General features: G+C 71.6%; 14 protein-coding genes and 2 pseudogenes. 1 reads left to right on the top strand and 15 read right to left on the bottom strand.

The features are described 5' to 3' along the window. The first annotated feature begins 8 nt into the window (after nt 1–8). Nucleotides 9–536: a hypothetical protein gene (locus FGL15_RS14045; RefSeq protein ID WP_229940281.1), complete on the top strand. Its 528-nt coding sequence runs from the start codon at nt 9–11 to the stop codon at nt 534–536. A gap of 34 nt (nt 537–570) precedes the next feature. Here FGL15_RS14045 and FGL15_RS14040 read toward each other — a convergent pair whose 3' ends face one another. The 15 genes and pseudogenes from FGL15_RS14040 to FGL15_RS13980 all read right to left on the bottom strand — a co-directional run bounded on the left by FGL15_RS14040 (nt 571) and on the right by FGL15_RS13980 (nt 14,512). Next, nucleotides 571–2,100, bottom strand: a complete 1,530-nt coding sequence (locus tag FGL15_RS14040) for an aldehyde dehydrogenase (NADP(+)) (RefSeq protein ID WP_138946496.1) — start codon at nt 2,098–2,100, stop codon at nt 571–573. 26 nt (nt 2,101–2,126) lie between these two features. Next, on the bottom strand, nt 2,127–3,128 hold the full coding sequence (locus FGL15_RS14035; protein WP_079705225.1) for a proline racemase family protein: 1,002 nt from the start codon (nt 3,126–3,128) through the stop codon (nt 2,127–2,129). Between the two features lie 55 nt (nt 3,129–3,183). Beyond that, nucleotides 3,184–4,098: a dihydrodipicolinate synthase family protein gene (locus tag FGL15_RS14030; protein WP_064294275.1), complete on the bottom strand. Its 915-nt coding sequence runs from the start codon at nt 4,096–4,098 to the stop codon at nt 3,184–3,186. A 41-nt stretch (nt 4,099–4,139) separates the two neighbouring features. Continuing rightward, nucleotides 4,140–4,424 carry a hypothetical protein gene (locus tag FGL15_RS21020; protein ID WP_240773963.1) on the bottom strand — a complete coding sequence of 95 codons (285 nt, stop codon included), beginning with the start codon at nt 4,422–4,424 and terminating at the stop codon, nt 4,140–4,142. A gap of 251 nt (nt 4,425–4,675) precedes the next feature. Continuing rightward, nucleotides 4,676–5,656 (bottom strand): annotated as a pseudogene (locus tag FGL15_RS21015) (FAD/NAD(P)-binding oxidoreductase); the annotation flags it as partial. Next, complete coding sequence (locus FGL15_RS14020) at nt 5,653–6,003, bottom strand: (2Fe-2S)-binding protein (RefSeq protein ID WP_138946495.1); 351 nt, start codon at nt 6,001–6,003, stop codon at nt 5,653–5,655. The pseudogene FGL15_RS21015 and the gene FGL15_RS14020, both read right to left, overlap by 4 nt. Continuing rightward, entirely contained in the window at nt 6,003–7,154 is a 1,152-nt protein-coding gene (locus FGL15_RS14015) for an FAD-binding oxidoreductase (RefSeq protein WP_255467884.1), read from the bottom strand. Before FGL15_RS14015 ends, FGL15_RS14020 begins: the two co-directional genes overlap by 1 nt. Next, nucleotides 7,121–7,198, bottom strand: a pseudogene (locus tag FGL15_RS21275) (hypothetical protein); the annotation flags it as partial. The pseudogene FGL15_RS21275 and the gene FGL15_RS14015, both read right to left, overlap by 34 nt. Before the next feature lie 118 nt (nt 7,199–7,316). Further along, nucleotides 7,317–7,994 (bottom strand): GntR family transcriptional regulator, encoded by a 678-nt coding sequence (locus FGL15_RS14010; protein WP_064294279.1) that lies wholly within the window; start codon nt 7,992–7,994, stop codon nt 7,317–7,319. A 41-nt stretch (nt 7,995–8,035) separates the two neighbouring features. Beyond that, the gene (locus tag FGL15_RS14005; RefSeq protein ID WP_370281756.1) at nt 8,036–9,526 is read right to left on the bottom strand and encodes an aminopeptidase P family protein; all 1,491 of its coding nucleotides are present in this window, start codon (nt 9,524–9,526) and stop codon (nt 8,036–8,038) included. Continuing rightward, nucleotides 9,465–10,835, bottom strand: a complete 1,371-nt coding sequence (locus FGL15_RS14000; protein ID WP_370281754.1) for an alpha/beta fold hydrolase — start codon at nt 10,833–10,835, stop codon at nt 9,465–9,467. The genes FGL15_RS14005 and FGL15_RS14000 overlap by 62 nt, the downstream gene beginning before the upstream one ends. Further along, nucleotides 10,832–11,710, bottom strand: coding sequence for an ABC transporter ATP-binding protein (locus FGL15_RS13995; RefSeq protein ID WP_138946494.1), 879 nt, complete (start codon nt 11,708–11,710; stop codon nt 10,832–10,834). Before FGL15_RS13995 ends, FGL15_RS14000 begins: the two co-directional genes overlap by 4 nt. Next, nucleotides 11,707–12,588 carry an ABC transporter ATP-binding protein gene (locus tag FGL15_RS13990; RefSeq protein WP_138946493.1) on the bottom strand — a complete coding sequence of 294 codons (882 nt, stop codon included), beginning with the start codon at nt 12,586–12,588 and terminating at the stop codon, nt 11,707–11,709. Before FGL15_RS13990 ends, FGL15_RS13995 begins: the two co-directional genes overlap by 4 nt. After that, nucleotides 12,585–13,580 (bottom strand): ABC transporter permease, encoded by a 996-nt coding sequence (locus FGL15_RS13985; RefSeq protein WP_079705218.1) that lies wholly within the window; start codon nt 13,578–13,580, stop codon nt 12,585–12,587. Before FGL15_RS13985 ends, FGL15_RS13990 begins: the two co-directional genes overlap by 4 nt. Continuing rightward, complete coding sequence (locus FGL15_RS13980) at nt 13,577–14,512, bottom strand: ABC transporter permease (RefSeq protein WP_370282226.1); 936 nt, start codon at nt 14,510–14,512, stop codon at nt 13,577–13,579. Before FGL15_RS13980 ends, FGL15_RS13985 begins: the two co-directional genes overlap by 4 nt. Nucleotides 14,513–14,545 lie beyond the last annotated feature (33 nt).

The following is a 14,545-nucleotide window of genomic DNA, read 5'->3' as shown; positions in this document are numbered from 1 at the left end:
TGCGCGTGATGCTGAAACTCGTCCTGGACTGTGATGTCGACGTCGCCTGGCGGGCACTCCGCTCCCCGGCCGTCCTGCGGGAGCTCTACAGCCCCGTCATGGGACTCGAGGCGCTCGACGCCGACGGGTTCCCCACCATCTGGGAGCCGGGAGCGCACCGCGTCCGCGTGAAGGCCGCCGGCGCGATCCCGGTCGGCGACCAGATCATCGACCTCGAGTTCATCGAGCGCCGCGACGGCACCCGCATCCTCCACGACCAGGGCGACCCGGTCAGCGGGCCGCTCAGCAAGCTCGCCGGGTGGGACCACCAGATGGCCGTCGCCCGCGACAAGCACGACCCGACGAAGACCCTGTACCGCGACCGACTCGTGATCACCGGCGCGATCGCCCCGCTCTACTGGTACCCGCTGTGGGCGACGTGGCAGTGGCGCGGTGCCCGCATCAAGGCGCTCGCGCCGAGCTGGGCCTACGACCCGCCACTCCCCGGCGACGAGGAGGACGACGAGGTCGGCGCGACGGTCGAGGGCGCCATCTGACGCCTCGCCGTCCGGAGGCCCGGCCAGCCGTGCCTCAGCGCTGAGCCGCCTCGCCCCAGTGCGTCGACTCGCCCGCGGGCGCGACCGTGCGCGGGACACCCGTGGCCGACGATCGCAGCACCTCCGGCAGGAACCGGTCCGGCATGTTCTGGAACGCGACCGGCCGCAGGAAACGGGTGATCGCGGCCGTCCCCACCGAGGTGCTCGAGTCGTTCGTCGTCGCCGGCCACGGTCCGCCGTGCTGCATGGCGGGCGTGACCGCGACGCCGGTGGGCCAACCGCCGAACAGCACCCGGCCGGCGTGCGCCGAGAGCTGCTGGACGAGCTCCACGAGGTCGTCGCTCGTCTCGTCGGCACCGGCGTGCAGGGTGGCCGTCAGGTTGCCCTCGCAGAACTCCGGCACGAGCGGTGCGAACGCCGTGTCGGCCGGGACCTCGACGAGGATCGACAACGGACCGAACGCCTCGTCGAGCAGGGCGTCCCGACCGGCCCGCAGCGCGTCCAGTGAGACCGCGACGATCGTGGGGGTCGCCCAGCCGTCGCCGTCCTCGTCGACCCGCAGCGAACCCTCGGCGATGAGCCGCACGCCGTCGGTGCCGAGGATGGTGTCTCGCCTCGCCTCGTACCCGGCCGTGATGCGGGCGTTCAGGAGTCGGTGCTCGGGAACCGCGGCAGCAGCCTCGCGGATCGACTCGTCGAGCCCCGCGCCGTCCGGCAGGTAGACGAAGCCGGGCTTCGTGCACAGCTGACCCGCCGAGCCCGCGACACTCGTGACGAATCCCGTCGCGATGGCCGTTGCGGACTCGTCGAGGGCGGTCTGCGTCACGAACACGGGGTTGACGCTGCCGAGCTCGCCGAAGAACGGGATCGGGACGGGGCGTGCCGCCGCGAGGTCGGCGAGGATCCGACCGGCCCGGAGGGAGCCCGTGAAGGAGCCGGCCCGGACGCGCTCGTCCTGCAGCGCGACGACGCCGGCCTCCTGGCCGATGATCGTCTGGAAGACACCGTCAGGAGCCCCGGATGCCCGGAGCGCGGCCTCGACGACGGCCGCCGTCGCGAGCGAGAGCCGTGGGTGACCGTCGTGCACCTTGAGGATCACCGGGCATCCGGCCGCGAGGATCGACGCGGTGTCACCACCGGCGACGGAGAAGGCGAACGGGAAGTTGCTCGCCGCGAAGTTCACGACCGGGCCGAGCGGCACGAGGACGCGGCGGAGTTCCGGGCGCGCTCCGAGCGCGAAGTCCGGGTCGGCCTCGTCGATCCGGACGTCGAGGTAGGAGCCGTCGACGATCGTCTCCGCGAAGAGCCGCAGCTGCACGGCGGTGCGGAGGAGCTCGCCGCGGAGCCGGGCCTCGGCGAGACCCGTCTCCTGCATGCCGACGGGGACGAGCTCGTCCGCGTGGGCCTGCAGGGCGTCGGCGACGGCGACGAGCGCTCGCGCACGGGCGTCCGCCGGCGTCGCGGCCCACGCGGGTGCCGCAACGGCAGCCCGACGGAGGACCTCATCGAGCTGCTCGGGGGTGGTCTCAGCGATGGTGGCGTCGGGGGCTGGCGTGGTCGTCATGTGATCCTCCGGGATCGTGGTGTGGTTCAGAACTGGAAGCCGGTCGGGAACGGATCGGCGGGGTCGAGCAGGTAGGAGCCGATACCGGTGACCCAGGCCCGACCGGAGATGGTCGGGATGACGGCCGGCCGGCCCGCGACCGTCGTCTCGGCGATCAGCCGGCCGGTGAACCGGCTGCCGATGAAGGACTCGTTGACGAAGTCCTGGTCGAGCGGCAGCTCACCGCGGGCCCAGAGCTCGGCCATGCGCGCCGAGGTGCCCGTGCCACAGGGCGAGCGGTCGAACCACCCCGGGAAGATGGCCATCGCGTGCCGGGACAGCACGGCGTCGGATCCCGGCGCGATGAACTCGACGTGGTGGCAGTGGTCGAGCCCGGCGATCTCGGGGTGCACGGGCGGCGCCTGCTCGTTGATCGCCGCCATGATGCGCAGCCCCGCGTCGAGGATGTCCTGCTGACGGTCGCGGTCGAAGGGCAGGCCGACGTCGTCGAGGTCGACCATCGCGTAGAAGTTGCCGCCGAACGCGAGGCTGTACGGCACGGTGCCGAGCCCCGGCACCTCGATCGTGGCGTCGAGGCGGTCGACGTAGCTCGGGACGTTCTCGATCGTCACGCGGTCGGCGTGCCCATCGCTGACGTCGACGCGCGCGATCACGAGTCCGGCGGGGGTGTCGAGCCGGATCGTCGTGACCGGCTCGACCACCTCCACCATGCCGGTCTCCACGAGCACCGTCGCGACCCCGATGGTGCCGTGCCCGCACATCGGCAGGCAGCCGGACACCTCGATGTACACGACGCCCCAGTCGCAGTCCGCACGCGTGGACGGCTGCAGGATCGCCCCGCTCATCGCCGCGTGACCGCGAGGCTCGTTCATGAGGAAGAGCCGCAGGTCGTCGAGGTGCTCCATGAAGTGCAGGCGCTTCTCGTTCATGGTCGCGCCAGGGATCACGCCGACCCCGCCGGTGACGACGCGGGTCGGCATGCCCTCGGTGTGCGAGTCGACCGCACTGATCATGCGGGAGGACTTCATGGTGTGCCTCTCAGGACTGGTGGTCGTGGTCGGGGTGTCGCGTCGGCCGTCAGGCTCAGCGCGCGGCGAGGTAGTCGAGCGCGCGACGCGTCTGCGTCGTGACCTGCTCCGTCTGGAGCGCGTTGAGCGGACCGCGCGGCGGACGCGTCGGACCACCGTAGCTCTCGCCGGCGATGTCGATCGACAGCTTGATGGCCTGCACGAACTCCGTCTTCGAGTCCCACCCGAAGACGGGCACGAGCTCGCGGTAGAGGGTGCGGGCCTCGTCGACGCGACCCGAGGTGACGAGCGTGTAGAGCTCGACGGCCTCGCGCGGGAAGGCGTTCGGGTAGCCGGCGAACCAGCCGACCGCGCCGGCGACGAGGGACTCGAAGAGGAGGTCGTCCGCCCCCGCGATGACGTCGAGGTCGGTCTTGTCCTGGATCTCGAGCACCCGACGGATGTCGGCCGAGAACTCCTTCACCGCGACGACGTGCTCGAGCTTGGCGAGTTCGACGAGCAGGTCGGGCGTGAGGTCGACCTTGGTGTCGATGGGGTTGTTGTAGGCCATGATCGGCAGGCCGACCTCGTCCACGCGACTGTAGTGCTCGATGACCTCGTCGTCGTTCGCCCGGTAGATGGTGGGCGGCAGGAGCAGGACCCCGTCAGCGCCGTCCTCCTTCGCGTACTCGGCCCACTGCTGGGCCTGGTGCCAGCCGACGCCGTGCACTCCGGCGACGACGAGGCCGCGGTCGCCGACGGTGTCGACCGCGACCTGGATGACCTTGCGACGCTCGGCGTCCGTCAGCGACGAGTACTCACCGAGCGAGCCGTTCGGGCCGACGCCGCGGCAACCGTTCTCGATGAGCCAGTTGCAGTGCTCGGCGAAGCGGTCGTAGTCGACGGCGAGGCCGGCGGGCGCCGAGGCGTCCTCCTTGAACGCGAGGGTGGTCGCGACGATGACGCCGCCGAGGTCGAACTGCTTGGCCATGGGTGGTTCCTTTCCGAGGGAGTGGTGCGGAGACCGGTCGGTCATCCTGGGTGTTCGGCCGTCGGGGTCGACGGCGGTTCGTGGGGAGGGTGTCCCGGTGCCTGCGCGGCGAGTTCGCCGATGCGCAGCGGGGAGGCGATGGGCCGGCGGTCACTCGAGACGCCGTCGATGAGGCCGCTGCCGCCGGATTCGGAGGAGACGCGGTGGAGGAGCTCCTCGACGGTGCGACCGCACATGCGGCCCTGGCAGATCCCGAGCCCGGCACGCGTGCTGAGTTTGAGCGAGCGCAGGCCGGTCGCGCAGGTGGCGGTCGCCGTCGTGCGCAGGGAGCCGTAGTCGACCTCCTCGCAGCGACAGATGGTGGTGTCGTCGTCGAGCAGTCGCTCCAGCCGGCGCGGATGCCGTGGGCGCGTTCGAGCCGGTCGGCGAAGGCGAGGAACGTGTCGCGTCGGCTCACGGCGGCACGGATCCCGGAGGCGCCGGGAAGTCCGCCGGCCGCGGCGTGTCCCGCGATCGCGCCCTCGGCGAGCGCGGCGTCGACGCCCCCGATCCCGGTGATCTCCCCCGCCGCGAAGACGGTCGAGACGCTCGTGCGCTGCTCGGCGTCGACCTGGACGAACCGGGCTTCGGTGAGCGCGCAGCCGACCGCGACGGGCAGTTCGAGCCGCGGGGTGAACCCGTGGCTGACGCAGACGGCGTCCGCTTCGATCGTGCGCTCGGTCCTGGGGATCGGCGACCAGTCGGCGTCGACGGCGGCGATGGTCACCCGCTCGACCCGGTCGGTGCCGTGCGCGGCGACCACGGCGTGACCGACGCGGTACGGGATCCGGTGGCGCAGGTGGCCGCCGACGTAACCGAGCAGCTCGCCGGCCTTCCCGGTCACGCCGAGCAGCTGCCAGGGCTTGGGGAGCCAGCCCCTGGCGAGCCCGCCGACGGTCGTGGCCTCGTAGACCCCGAGGACGCGTGATCCGGTCGCGGTCAAGGACGCGGCCACCGGCAGCAGGAACGGTCCGGCGCCGGCGACGACGACCCGCCGACCGACGGCGACCCGCTCGCCCTTCGCGAGGGCCTGGGCGGCACCGGCAGAGAACACGCCGGGGAGGTCCCAGCCGGGGAACGGCAGGGTGCGGTCGTGCGCGCCGGTCGCGAGGACGAGCGCGTCCGGTCGGAGGGTGATGGGCGTGCGGTCGGTGCCGTCCGGCGGTCCGACGAGGACGTGCAGGCGCAAGCCGGTCGCCCCGGAGGTGTCGTCGGCCCCTCGGTCGGCGGCGGCGCGGTCGACGTCGATCGCCCACACCTGCGCCTCGGTGATCACCGTGCAGCCGTCGTCGGCGTCGAGCGCCGCGCGCATGGCGACGAAGCGCTCGAACCCGTGGTGCAGCGAGGCCTCGGCCGCAGACGGCCGACTGGCCGGCAGATGCCGCCAGTACTGACCGCCGAGCTCGTCCGAGGCGTCGAGCAGCGTGACGCCGGCGCCGAGGGCCCGGGCGGCGAGTGCGGCCTGGAGGCCGGCGGGACCTGCACCGACGACGACGACCTCGCGCTGCCGGGCGCTCATGCCTGGTCCCCGAACGGGTCGTTCTCCGTCGTGGGCTCCGGAAGGGCGTCGTGCTGCGTCTCGATGCGGTCGCCGTCCGCGGCGCGACGTTGGCAGGCACGGACGTCCCGCTGGCCGTTCACCGTGACGATGCAGTCGAAGCAGACCCCGATGCCGCAGAAGACGCCGCGTGGGTTCCCGGACCCGCTCGTGCGGCGCCAGGCGAGGACGCCGGAACCCAACAGGACACCGGCGATCGTCTGGCCACGGAGCCCGTCGACGGGCGTCCCGTCGAGGTCGACGCGCAGCGCGTCCTCCGTGCCTGGCACGATCCGGTCGCTCGACGCGGGCAGTCGTCTCGAGACCATCAGGCCACCTCCGCCGGCCGGTCGACGCGCAGGTGCGGGGCGAGGCCCGGGCGGTCGAGTTGGAACGGGGCGGCGTCGAGGTCGGTGGATCCACCGAGCAGGCGGGCGGCGATGAGCTCGGCCGTCGCGAGGGCCAGTCCGATGCCGGCGCCCTCGTGGCCCGTCGCGTGCCACAGGCCGTCGACACGGTGGTCGGGGCCGATGACCGGCAGGTGGTCGGGCATGTACGGCCGGAAGCCGCCGTAGCTGCGCATGACCGAGGCGTCACGGAGGAACGGGAAGAGGCGCAGCGACTTCGCCGCGACCTCGCGGAGCACGTCGACGTCGAGGCGTGCGTCGAACCCGATCTGCTGCCGGCTCGATCCGATGAGCACGGTGCCCGCGGCGGTCGACTCGACGACGCTCGAGGTCTGGAGCGAGGCGTCGCTCGACTGCGTCGCTCCGAAGTAGTCGCCGTCGTAGACCTTGTGGTGCACGCGGTGCGGCATGCGGGTGGTGACGAGGACCATGCCGCGTCGGGGACGGACCGGAACGGGTGCCCCGAGCAGGTCGCCGAGTTCGGCCGACCACGGTCCGGCGCAGACGAGGACCGCGTCGCCCGAGACGTCGCCCACGGAGGTCCGGACACCCGTGAGGCGACCGGTCGCACTCCGGACGCCGCCCGTCACGGTGACGCCGGTGCGCACGACAGCGCCCGCACGCCGGGCCGAGGCGAGCAGGGCCTCCGTGGCGATGACGGGCTGGACCTGTGCGTCTTCGGGATAGTGGACGGCCGCCGTGGACGAGCGGGTGATCGACGGCTCCGCCGCGACCAGCTCGTCCTCGGTGAGGGGTCTGGCGTCGACACCGGCGGCGCGCTGGGCGGCGGCGAAGTCGAGCAGGGGCTGCGCGCCGGCTTCGGTGGTGGCGACCACGATGCCGCCCTTGCGCTCGAACTCGATGCTCGGGAAGGTCGGTCCCAGTTCGGCCGCGAGTTCGGCGGTGACGACGGGCCAGAGGCGTGAGGCGTACCGGGCGAGGTCGAGTTCGGGGCCGGGCCCCTTGTCGGAGACGAGGAGGTTCCCCTCCCCGAGCCGCTCGTGCCGCCGGCGGCCGCCGAACGGTCGAGCACGACGACCTCGGCGCCGCGGCGGGCGAGGATGCGCGCGCAGGCCGCACCGACGATGCCGGCGCCGACGATGACGATGCGGGTCACGGGCGGTCCTCTCGGTCGGTGCGGGGAAGGGCTTTCAGTAATGTGTCACACATTCACTGAACAGGCAAGCATGCATGATCGCGGATCCTGGTCAAGGCCCGCGCACGCACGCCAGGGGCTACTCGGCGTCGGATTCGGGCTTGCCGGCCCACCAGCCGGTGGTGTGCCCGATGTGTCGGTGCATGAGCTCGCGAGCGGCGACCCCGTCACCCCGCTCGAGGGCGTCGAGGAGCTCGTGGTGCTCCACGGCCGAGCGGTCGAGCTGCTGCGAATCGAGCATGGCGGCCAGTCCCACGAGCCGGGTACGTCCACGGAGGTCCGCGACGAGCTCGACGAGCAGCGGGTTGCCGAGTTTCGCGGTGAGCGCGAGGTGGAACGCCTGGTCGGCTTCGAGGTACCGGGTCAGGTCGCCGTCCCGGGCACCGGCCACGATGTCGTCAGCCTGCTGCCGGAGCTCGGGCAGCGACCCGTGATCGAAGACCTCCGCCAGGTCCGCCATCGCGGGCGGCTCGAGGAGCTGGCGGATCTGCGCCGTGTTGCGGAGCGAGGCCTCGCTGACGACCGTGACGCGGAACCCCTTGTTCCGGACCGCCTCCACGAAGTCGCGCTTCTCGAGATCGAGCATCGCTTCGCGGACCGGGGTCGCCGAGACGTTGAACTGCACCGCCAGCGTCGGTACCGAGATCATCGTCCCCGGCGCGAGCTCGCCCGAGATGATCGCCGCGGACACCGCCCGCTCCACCTGCGCCCGCAGGCTCAGCCGTTCCTCGGCCGGTCGGATCGCCGACATGCTCATCGCGACTCCCATCCTTCGTCTCCCACCACGGTCCGCTCAGGTTACTGGGCGCGCATCCACGCTTCGATGCCCGACGCGTCGATGGGCAGCGCATCCGACAGCACCTCGGCGCCGTCGGCCGTCACGAGCAGGTCGTCCTCGAGCCGGACGCCGATGCCGCGCAGTTCCGGTGGAACCGTCTCGTCGAAGGCGTGGAAGTACAGCCCCGGCTCGACCGTGAGCACCATGCCGGGCGCCATCGAGCCGCCCTGGTAGGCCTCGTAGGAGGACTTGGCGCAGTCATGCACGTCGAGGCCGAGGTGGTGACCGATGCCGCACACGAGGTACCGCCGGTGCTGTTGCCCGACCGGGCTCAGAGCCTCGTCGACGGACACCGGCAGGAGGCCCCAGTCGTGGAGTCCCTGCGCGATGACCTCCATGGCCGCGTGGTGGAAGTCGGTGAAGTCGCGGCCCGGACGGACGGCGGCCATCCCGGCGCGGTGGGACGCCTCGACGAGGTCGTGGACGAGACGCTGCTCCGGGCTGAAGGTGCCCGAGACGGGGAAGGTGCGGGTGACGTCGGCCGTGTAGAACGCACGCGTCTCCACGCCCATGTCGAGCAGGATCGCGTCCTCAGGGCGGACCGGGCCGTCGCAGCGCACCCAGTGGAGCGTGGGTGCGTGCGCGCCGCTCCCGACGATGGTCGAGTAGCCGGGGCCGTTCCCCGTGGTGCGGGCGTGCCGGTCGAAGGTCCCCTGCAGCCAGCGCTCACCGCCCCCGGCGACGGCCGTCGGCAGCTCACGGATCACGGCGGAGAACCCACCGACGGTCGCGTCGACCGCTCGTCGCAGCTCCGCGATCTCCCAGTCGTCCTTGATCATGCGCAGTTCCGAGAGCACGCGTCCGAGTTCCGGCGCGACCGTCAGCGGCTCGAGCGCGCGGTGCCGCGAGGTCAGGGTCCCCGCGAGAAGCGGTCGGTCGACGCCTCGGAGCGCGTCGGGCAGCGCGGCGAGCACCTCGACGCGGAGGTCGAGGACCGCCGACCAGTCGGCCGGCCCCGGCGCCGAACCGACCCAGAGTTCGCCGTGGTTGGCGTCGGCGAAGAAGCCGGTCTCGCCCGGGTGTGCCGGTGCCGGGATGTACAACGTCGCGTCGTGACCGGCACCGATCGGACGCAGCACGAGGACCGCGTCCTCGGCGGAGCAGCCGGTGAGCCAGAAGAAGTCACTGTCGGGGCGGAAGTCGTAGTTCGAGTCGTTGGCCCGGACGGGCGCGCGACCGGCGGCGACGACGAGCGTCCGCCCGACGAAGGCCTCGCTCAGCCGACGACGGTGCTCGGCTGCGGCCGCGGCGATCCCGGGCTCGACCGGCGGCGTGCGGTCGGGGGTGCCCCAGCCGGTGCCGAGGAACTCGCGGAACGCCGGCACCTCGGCCAGGCGGGGCAGCTTCGGGTCCGGGTTCGCCGGGCGCGGCATGGACGTGGCTGGTGCCTCAGTGGTGGCCGGCGCGTGGCCCGCCGTCTGCTCGGGTGCCTGCTGCTGCGTGTCGGTCATGCCTGCTCCTCATCCGCGCGACGGCCGCCGCGCTCGTCCACCATCGAGAACAGGCGGCGCACCACGGCGGCGTCCTGGATCCCGTCGTGCTCGTACTCGTTCGTGACCCACGCGGTCGCCCCGCCGACGGCGTCGACCGTCTCCAACTGCAGCTGCGCGTCCACGTACATGTCGTCGAAGTACACGGCCGCGGCGAGCGGCACCGTGCTCGCCTCCAGGACAGCGGGGTCGTACAGCGGGTCCCAGTCGGTCTTGGCCGCCAGTCGCTCCACCGCACCCTGGAAGGGCCGGAGCGAGCGGATCTCCTCGAACATCCAGGGGTAGACCATCTCGCCCGTGAACAGCAGCGGCCTGGCCGTCTCGGCGAACGCCGGGCGTGCATCGCGCTCGGCCTGCGCCGCCCACGCGGTCGCCCCCGCGCCGGCCGCGCCGTAGATGCTCTCCTGCAGGGCGATGAAGAGGGGTTGTCGACGTAGGACGTCCTCCCCCAGACCTGCGCCAGGAAGGTGTCGCTCAGGCGGTCGCCGCTGTCGAACGCCTCGTCGAGCAGCCAGTGGAGGCGCTCGTAGCCGGGCTTCATCCCGAAGTCGATCCCGAGGTTCTGGAAGCGCCGCACGGTGAGTCGGTCGCCGTCCGGCAGGAGCACCTCCTCGGCGGCGAGTCGGTCGGCGATCCGCGCGACGGTGTCGACGTCCTGCGGGTACCGCTCGGCGAACGCCCGGTTCTTGCGCTCGGTACGTGGATAGGTGCGGCGGTACACCTCCGCCGCCGACGGGTGGATGCCGGCCAGACCGCCGGTGACGTAACAGGCGGCCAGTCCCTCCGGGGCTCGGGAGAGGTAGGTCAGGGTGAGGAAGCCACCGTAGCTCTGACCGAGCGTCGACCAGCGACGGCCCCCGAAGACGGTGCGGCGCAGGTACTCGGCGTCGTCGACGATCGAGTCGGCCCGGAAGCGTTCCAGGTACTCGGCCTGTGCTGCAGGGTCACCGACGGCCGCGATGGACCGCCCGTCGATCCTGGTGCTCCGGCCGGTGCCGCGCTGGTCGAGCAGCACGAGCCGGAAGGTGCGGAGGGCCTCGGCGATCCAGCCGTCCCTGGACACCGGACGCGGGCCTTTGCCGCCCGGTCCGCCCTGGAGGAACACGAGGACCGGGAGCTGCTCGTCGCGACGCAGGGGGTCGACGAGTTCGCGGGCGAACAGGCTGATCGTGCGGCCGTCGTCGGGCCGCCGCCAGTCGAGCGGGACGTCGACGGTGTGGTCGGTGACGTGGATCCCGGGCAGCAGGGAGGTGGTGGTGCGGTGGGTCATGCCTCTGTCCTTCCGGCGGACGATCCGTGCGTCCGCTTCTGTTCGAGCATGGTGGCACGCGCGGCCTCCCAGCTCGGGTCGATCGTGGGCACGGCGGCGAGCAGGGTCTTCGTGTACTCGTCCTGCGGGTGGTCGAAGATCGCTTCGCGGTCACCCTGCTCGACCACCTTGCCCCGGTGCATGACGGCGACGTCGTGGGCGATCTGCCGCACGACGGCGAGGTCGTGCGCGATGAACAGGTAGCTCAGGCCACGCTCGGCCTGCAGGTCGCGCAGCAGGTCGATGATGCGTGCCTGCACCGACACGTCGAGCGCCGACACCGCCTCGTCGCAGATCACGAGCTTCGGGGAGACGGCGAGCGCCCGGGCGATCCCGATGCGCTGGGCCTGGCCGCCGGAGAACTGCCGCGGGTAGCGCTGGAGGTGGTCGGGGTTCAGGCCGACGCGGTCGAGGAGGTCGCGCACGAGGGCGCGCTTGCCCTGCTTCGGGGTGATGCCCTGGTAGTCGAGCGGCGCCGACACGATGCGCTCGACGGTGTGCCTCGGGTTGAGGGAGGAGAACGGGTCCTGGAAGACGACCTGCACCTTCGTCCGGAACGCGGCGAGCGCCGGCCCACGCGCCGTGGTGACGTCCTCACCGTCGAAGGTGATCGTGCCGGCGGTCGGTTCGATGAGCTTCGCGATCATCCGTGCGGTCGTCGACTTGCCGCTGCCCGACTCCCCGACGATGCCGAGCGTCTCGCCCGAGCGGACGGTGAACCCGACGTCGTCGACGGCGCGGAACTGGGTGGTGCGGGCGCGGAACGCCCCGTCACCCTTGGTGGTGAAGTCCTTCGTGAGCCCGGTGGCCTGCAGGAGCACTGGTGCGTCGTTCATGCCCGTCCCTCCTCGGTCGTGGCGGGTGCCGTCGGGCGCTCGGTGAACGGGTCGTCGATCCGCGGGAGGGCGTCGAGCAGCGCGCGGGTGTAGGCCGCCTGTGGCCGGGAGAAGATCTGCTCGGCCGTGCCCATCTCGACGGAGTCGCCGCCGCGCATGACGAGCACGTCGTCGGCGACCTGACTGACGACGGCGAGGTCGTGGGTGATGAAGATCATGCCGGCACCGGTCTCCCGTTGCAGTTCGGAGAGCAGGTCGAGGATCTGCGCCTGGACGGTGACGTCGAGCGCCGTCGTCGGTTCGTCCGCGATGAGCAGGTCGGGTTCCAGGCAGAGCGCCATGGCGATCATGATGCGCTGCCGCATGCCGCCCGAGAACTGGTGCGGGTAGTGGTCGACGCGTCGGGAGGCGTCGGCGATGCGGACCCGTTCGAGGGCCTCGATCGTGACGGCCCTGGCGGCCTTCCGGGAACCGCCGCGATGGGCGCGGTACGCCTCCTCGATCTGCAGCCCGACGGTGTAGTACGGGTTGAGCGAGGAGAGCGGGTCCTGGAAGACCATCGCGATCCGGTCGCCGCGCACGCGACGCATCTCGCGGTCGCTCCGACCGACGAGCTCGTGTCCGCTCAGTCGGACGCTGCCGGTCGTGCGCCCGCCGTTCGGGAGCAGTCCCATGATCGCGAGCGAGGTCATGGACTTGCCGGAGCCGGACTCGCCCACGATGCCGAGGGTCTGGCCGTGCTGGACCGCGAACGACGCCTTGCGCACCACGTCGACGTCGCCGGAGGTGGTCGGGAAGGTGACCGTGAGGTCGTCGACCTCGAGCAGCGCCGCCCCGGGGACGGGCAGGGAGATGGTCCTGGTGACGGTGGGGCTCATGCGCTCTTCACTCTCACTCTCGGGTCGAGGAACGTGTACACGACGTCGACCACGACGTTGCCGATGACCACGAAGAACGCGGCCAGGAGGGTGACGCCCATGATGACGGGCTGGTCGTTCTTCGCGATCGAGTCGGCGGCGAGCTTGCCGACGCCGTTCAGTCCGAACACCGTCTCGGTGATGAGGGCGCCTCCGAGGAGGCCCGCGAAGTCCATGCCGAAGAGTGTGACGACGGGCGTGAGCGCGGGCCGCAGCGCGTGGCGGCGCAGGATGAGGGGCGCGGGCAGGCCCTTCGCCCGGGCGGTCCGCATGAAGTTCTCACCGAGGGTGTCGATGACGTTCGCCCGGACGAGCCTCGCGTACATCGACGCGTAGCCGAGGGCGAGCACGATCCACGGCATGAGGTAGTTCTGGAACCACCGGACCGGGTCCTCGGCGAACGGCACGGCCTGCGGGAACGGCAGGATCTGCAGTTGCACCACGAGGACGTACTGCAGGAGGAGCGCGAGGAAGTAGTTCGGCAGGCTGATGCCGGCGAGCGCGACCATCATCGCCCCACGGTCCCAGCCGGTCCCCTGCTTGACGGCGCTGAGCAGGCCACCGCTGACGCCGACGAGCAGCCAGAGGACCGCCGCACCGATCGCGACCGTCGCGGTCACGGGGAAGCGCGCGGTGATCATGTCCATGACGGACTCGTTGGTCTGGAAGCTGAAGCCGAGGCACGGCGCCGCGCAGGAGACCGCCGAGGCGCCCTCCCCGTAGCTCCGGCCCATGACGATCCCCCGGATGAACTCGAGGTACTGCTGCCAGAACGGCTGGTCGAGCCCGAGCTGCGCCCGGATCTGGTCGATGCGGTCGGGGGTGCAGGTCTTGCCGCAGATCTGCACCGCCGGATCGGGCGACAGCAGGAAGAAGATGACGTAGGTGAAGAGGCTGATGAGCAGCAGGATGCCGATCGCCGACGCGATCCGGCGCAGGAGGTAGAGGGTCATGAGGCGGCGTCTCCCGAGTCGAGGGCCTTGCGCAGGCGGTCGCCGAGCACGGTGAAGGACAGCACCGTGAGGAACAGGAAGGTGCCGGGGATCAGGAAGTACATCGGGTCGACCGCGTACCAGCCGACCGCGGTCGCGATCATCTGGCCCCAGCTCGGCGTGGGCGGGGTGACGCCGACGCCGAGGAAGGAGAGGCCCGCCTCCGTGCCGATGTAACCGGGAACGGCGAGGGTGGCCAGGACGATGATGGTGCCGCGGAGGTTCGGCAGGATCTCGCGGAAGACGATGCGGATGCCCCCGGCGCCCGAAGCACGCGCCGATTCGACGAACTCGCTCGTCCGCAGCGACATCGCCTGACCGCGCACCACCCGGGCGGTGTACGGCCAGCCGAAGAGGCTCAGCACGACGACGAGCAGGACCGGTCGGTTGCCGGCGGGGAGGGCCGACAGGAGCGCGATCATGAAGATGAGCGACGGGAACGCCATGAGGAAGTCCATGACGCGCGAGACGACCTGGTCGACCCACCCGCCGCAGAAGCCGGCGAGCATGCCGAGCACGACGCCGAGCACGGTGGTGACGATGGTCGCCGAGACGGCGATCGACAGCGACACCTGCGCACCGAAGGCGATGCGCGCGAAGATGTCGCGTCCGTTCCCGGGTTCGACCCCGAACCAGTGCTCGGCGGAGATCCCGCCGAGGTTGCCGATCGGCACGCCGCCGAGGTCGGAGTCCACCGCCGACTTGTCGAAGGTGTACGGACCCCAGCCGCTGATCGCGGTGATCAGCGGGGCGAGGATCGCGAGCAGCACGACGAGCACGATGAACGCGACGCTGAGCAGCACCGGTGGGCTGGAACGGAGGGTGGCGATCACCCGCCGCGCGGGGGTGGGCGCACCGACCGGCGCACCCACCTCCTCGGCGACGGTGGTCAGCTCACTGGGAACGGACGACGACATCTGCGGCTA

The organism is Plantibacter sp. M259 (genome assembly GCF_006065115.1).
GTDB lineage: Bacteria > Actinomycetota > Actinomycetes > Actinomycetales > Microbacteriaceae > Plantibacter > Plantibacter auratus.
This window is presented reverse-complemented; position numbering and strand designations above follow the sequence as displayed.

Bases quoted from the DNA above. Each gene is read 5' to 3' on its own strand.
- FGL15_RS14045 (WP_229940281.1), top strand. From the start codon at position 9: ATGCTGAAACTCGTCCTGGACTGTGATGTCGACGTCGCCTGGCGGGCA.
- FGL15_RS14040 (WP_138946496.1), bottom strand. From the start codon at position 2,100: ATGACGACCACGCCAGCCCCCGACGCCACCATCGCTGAGACCACCCCC.
- FGL15_RS14035 (WP_079705225.1), bottom strand. From the start codon at position 3,128: ATGAAGTCCTCCCGCATGATCAGTGCGGTCGACTCGCACACCGAGGGC.
- FGL15_RS14030 (WP_064294275.1), bottom strand. From the start codon at position 4,098: ATGGCCAAGCAGTTCGACCTCGGCGGCGTCATCGTCGCGACCACCCTC.
- FGL15_RS14020 (WP_138946495.1), bottom strand. From the start codon at position 6,003: ATGGTCTCGAGACGACTGCCCGCGTCGAGCGACCGGATCGTGCCAGGC.
- FGL15_RS14010 (WP_064294279.1), bottom strand. From the start codon at position 7,994: ATGAGCATGTCGGCGATCCGACCGGCCGAGGAACGGCTGAGCCTGCGG.
- FGL15_RS14005 (WP_370281756.1), bottom strand. From the start codon at position 9,526: ATGACCGACACGCAGCAGCAGGCACCCGAGCAGACGGCGGGCCACGCG.
- FGL15_RS14000 (WP_370281754.1), bottom strand. From the start codon at position 10,835: ATGACCCACCGCACCACCACCTCCCTGCTGCCCGGGATCCACGTCACC.
- FGL15_RS13995 (WP_138946494.1), bottom strand. From the start codon at position 11,710: ATGAACGACGCACCAGTGCTCCTGCAGGCCACCGGGCTCACGAAGGAC.
- FGL15_RS13990 (WP_138946493.1), bottom strand. From the start codon at position 12,588: ATGAGCCCCACCGTCACCAGGACCATCTCCCTGCCCGTCCCCGGGGCG.
- FGL15_RS13985 (WP_079705218.1), bottom strand. From the start codon at position 13,580: ATGACCCTCTACCTCCTGCGCCGGATCGCGTCGGCGATCGGCATCCTG.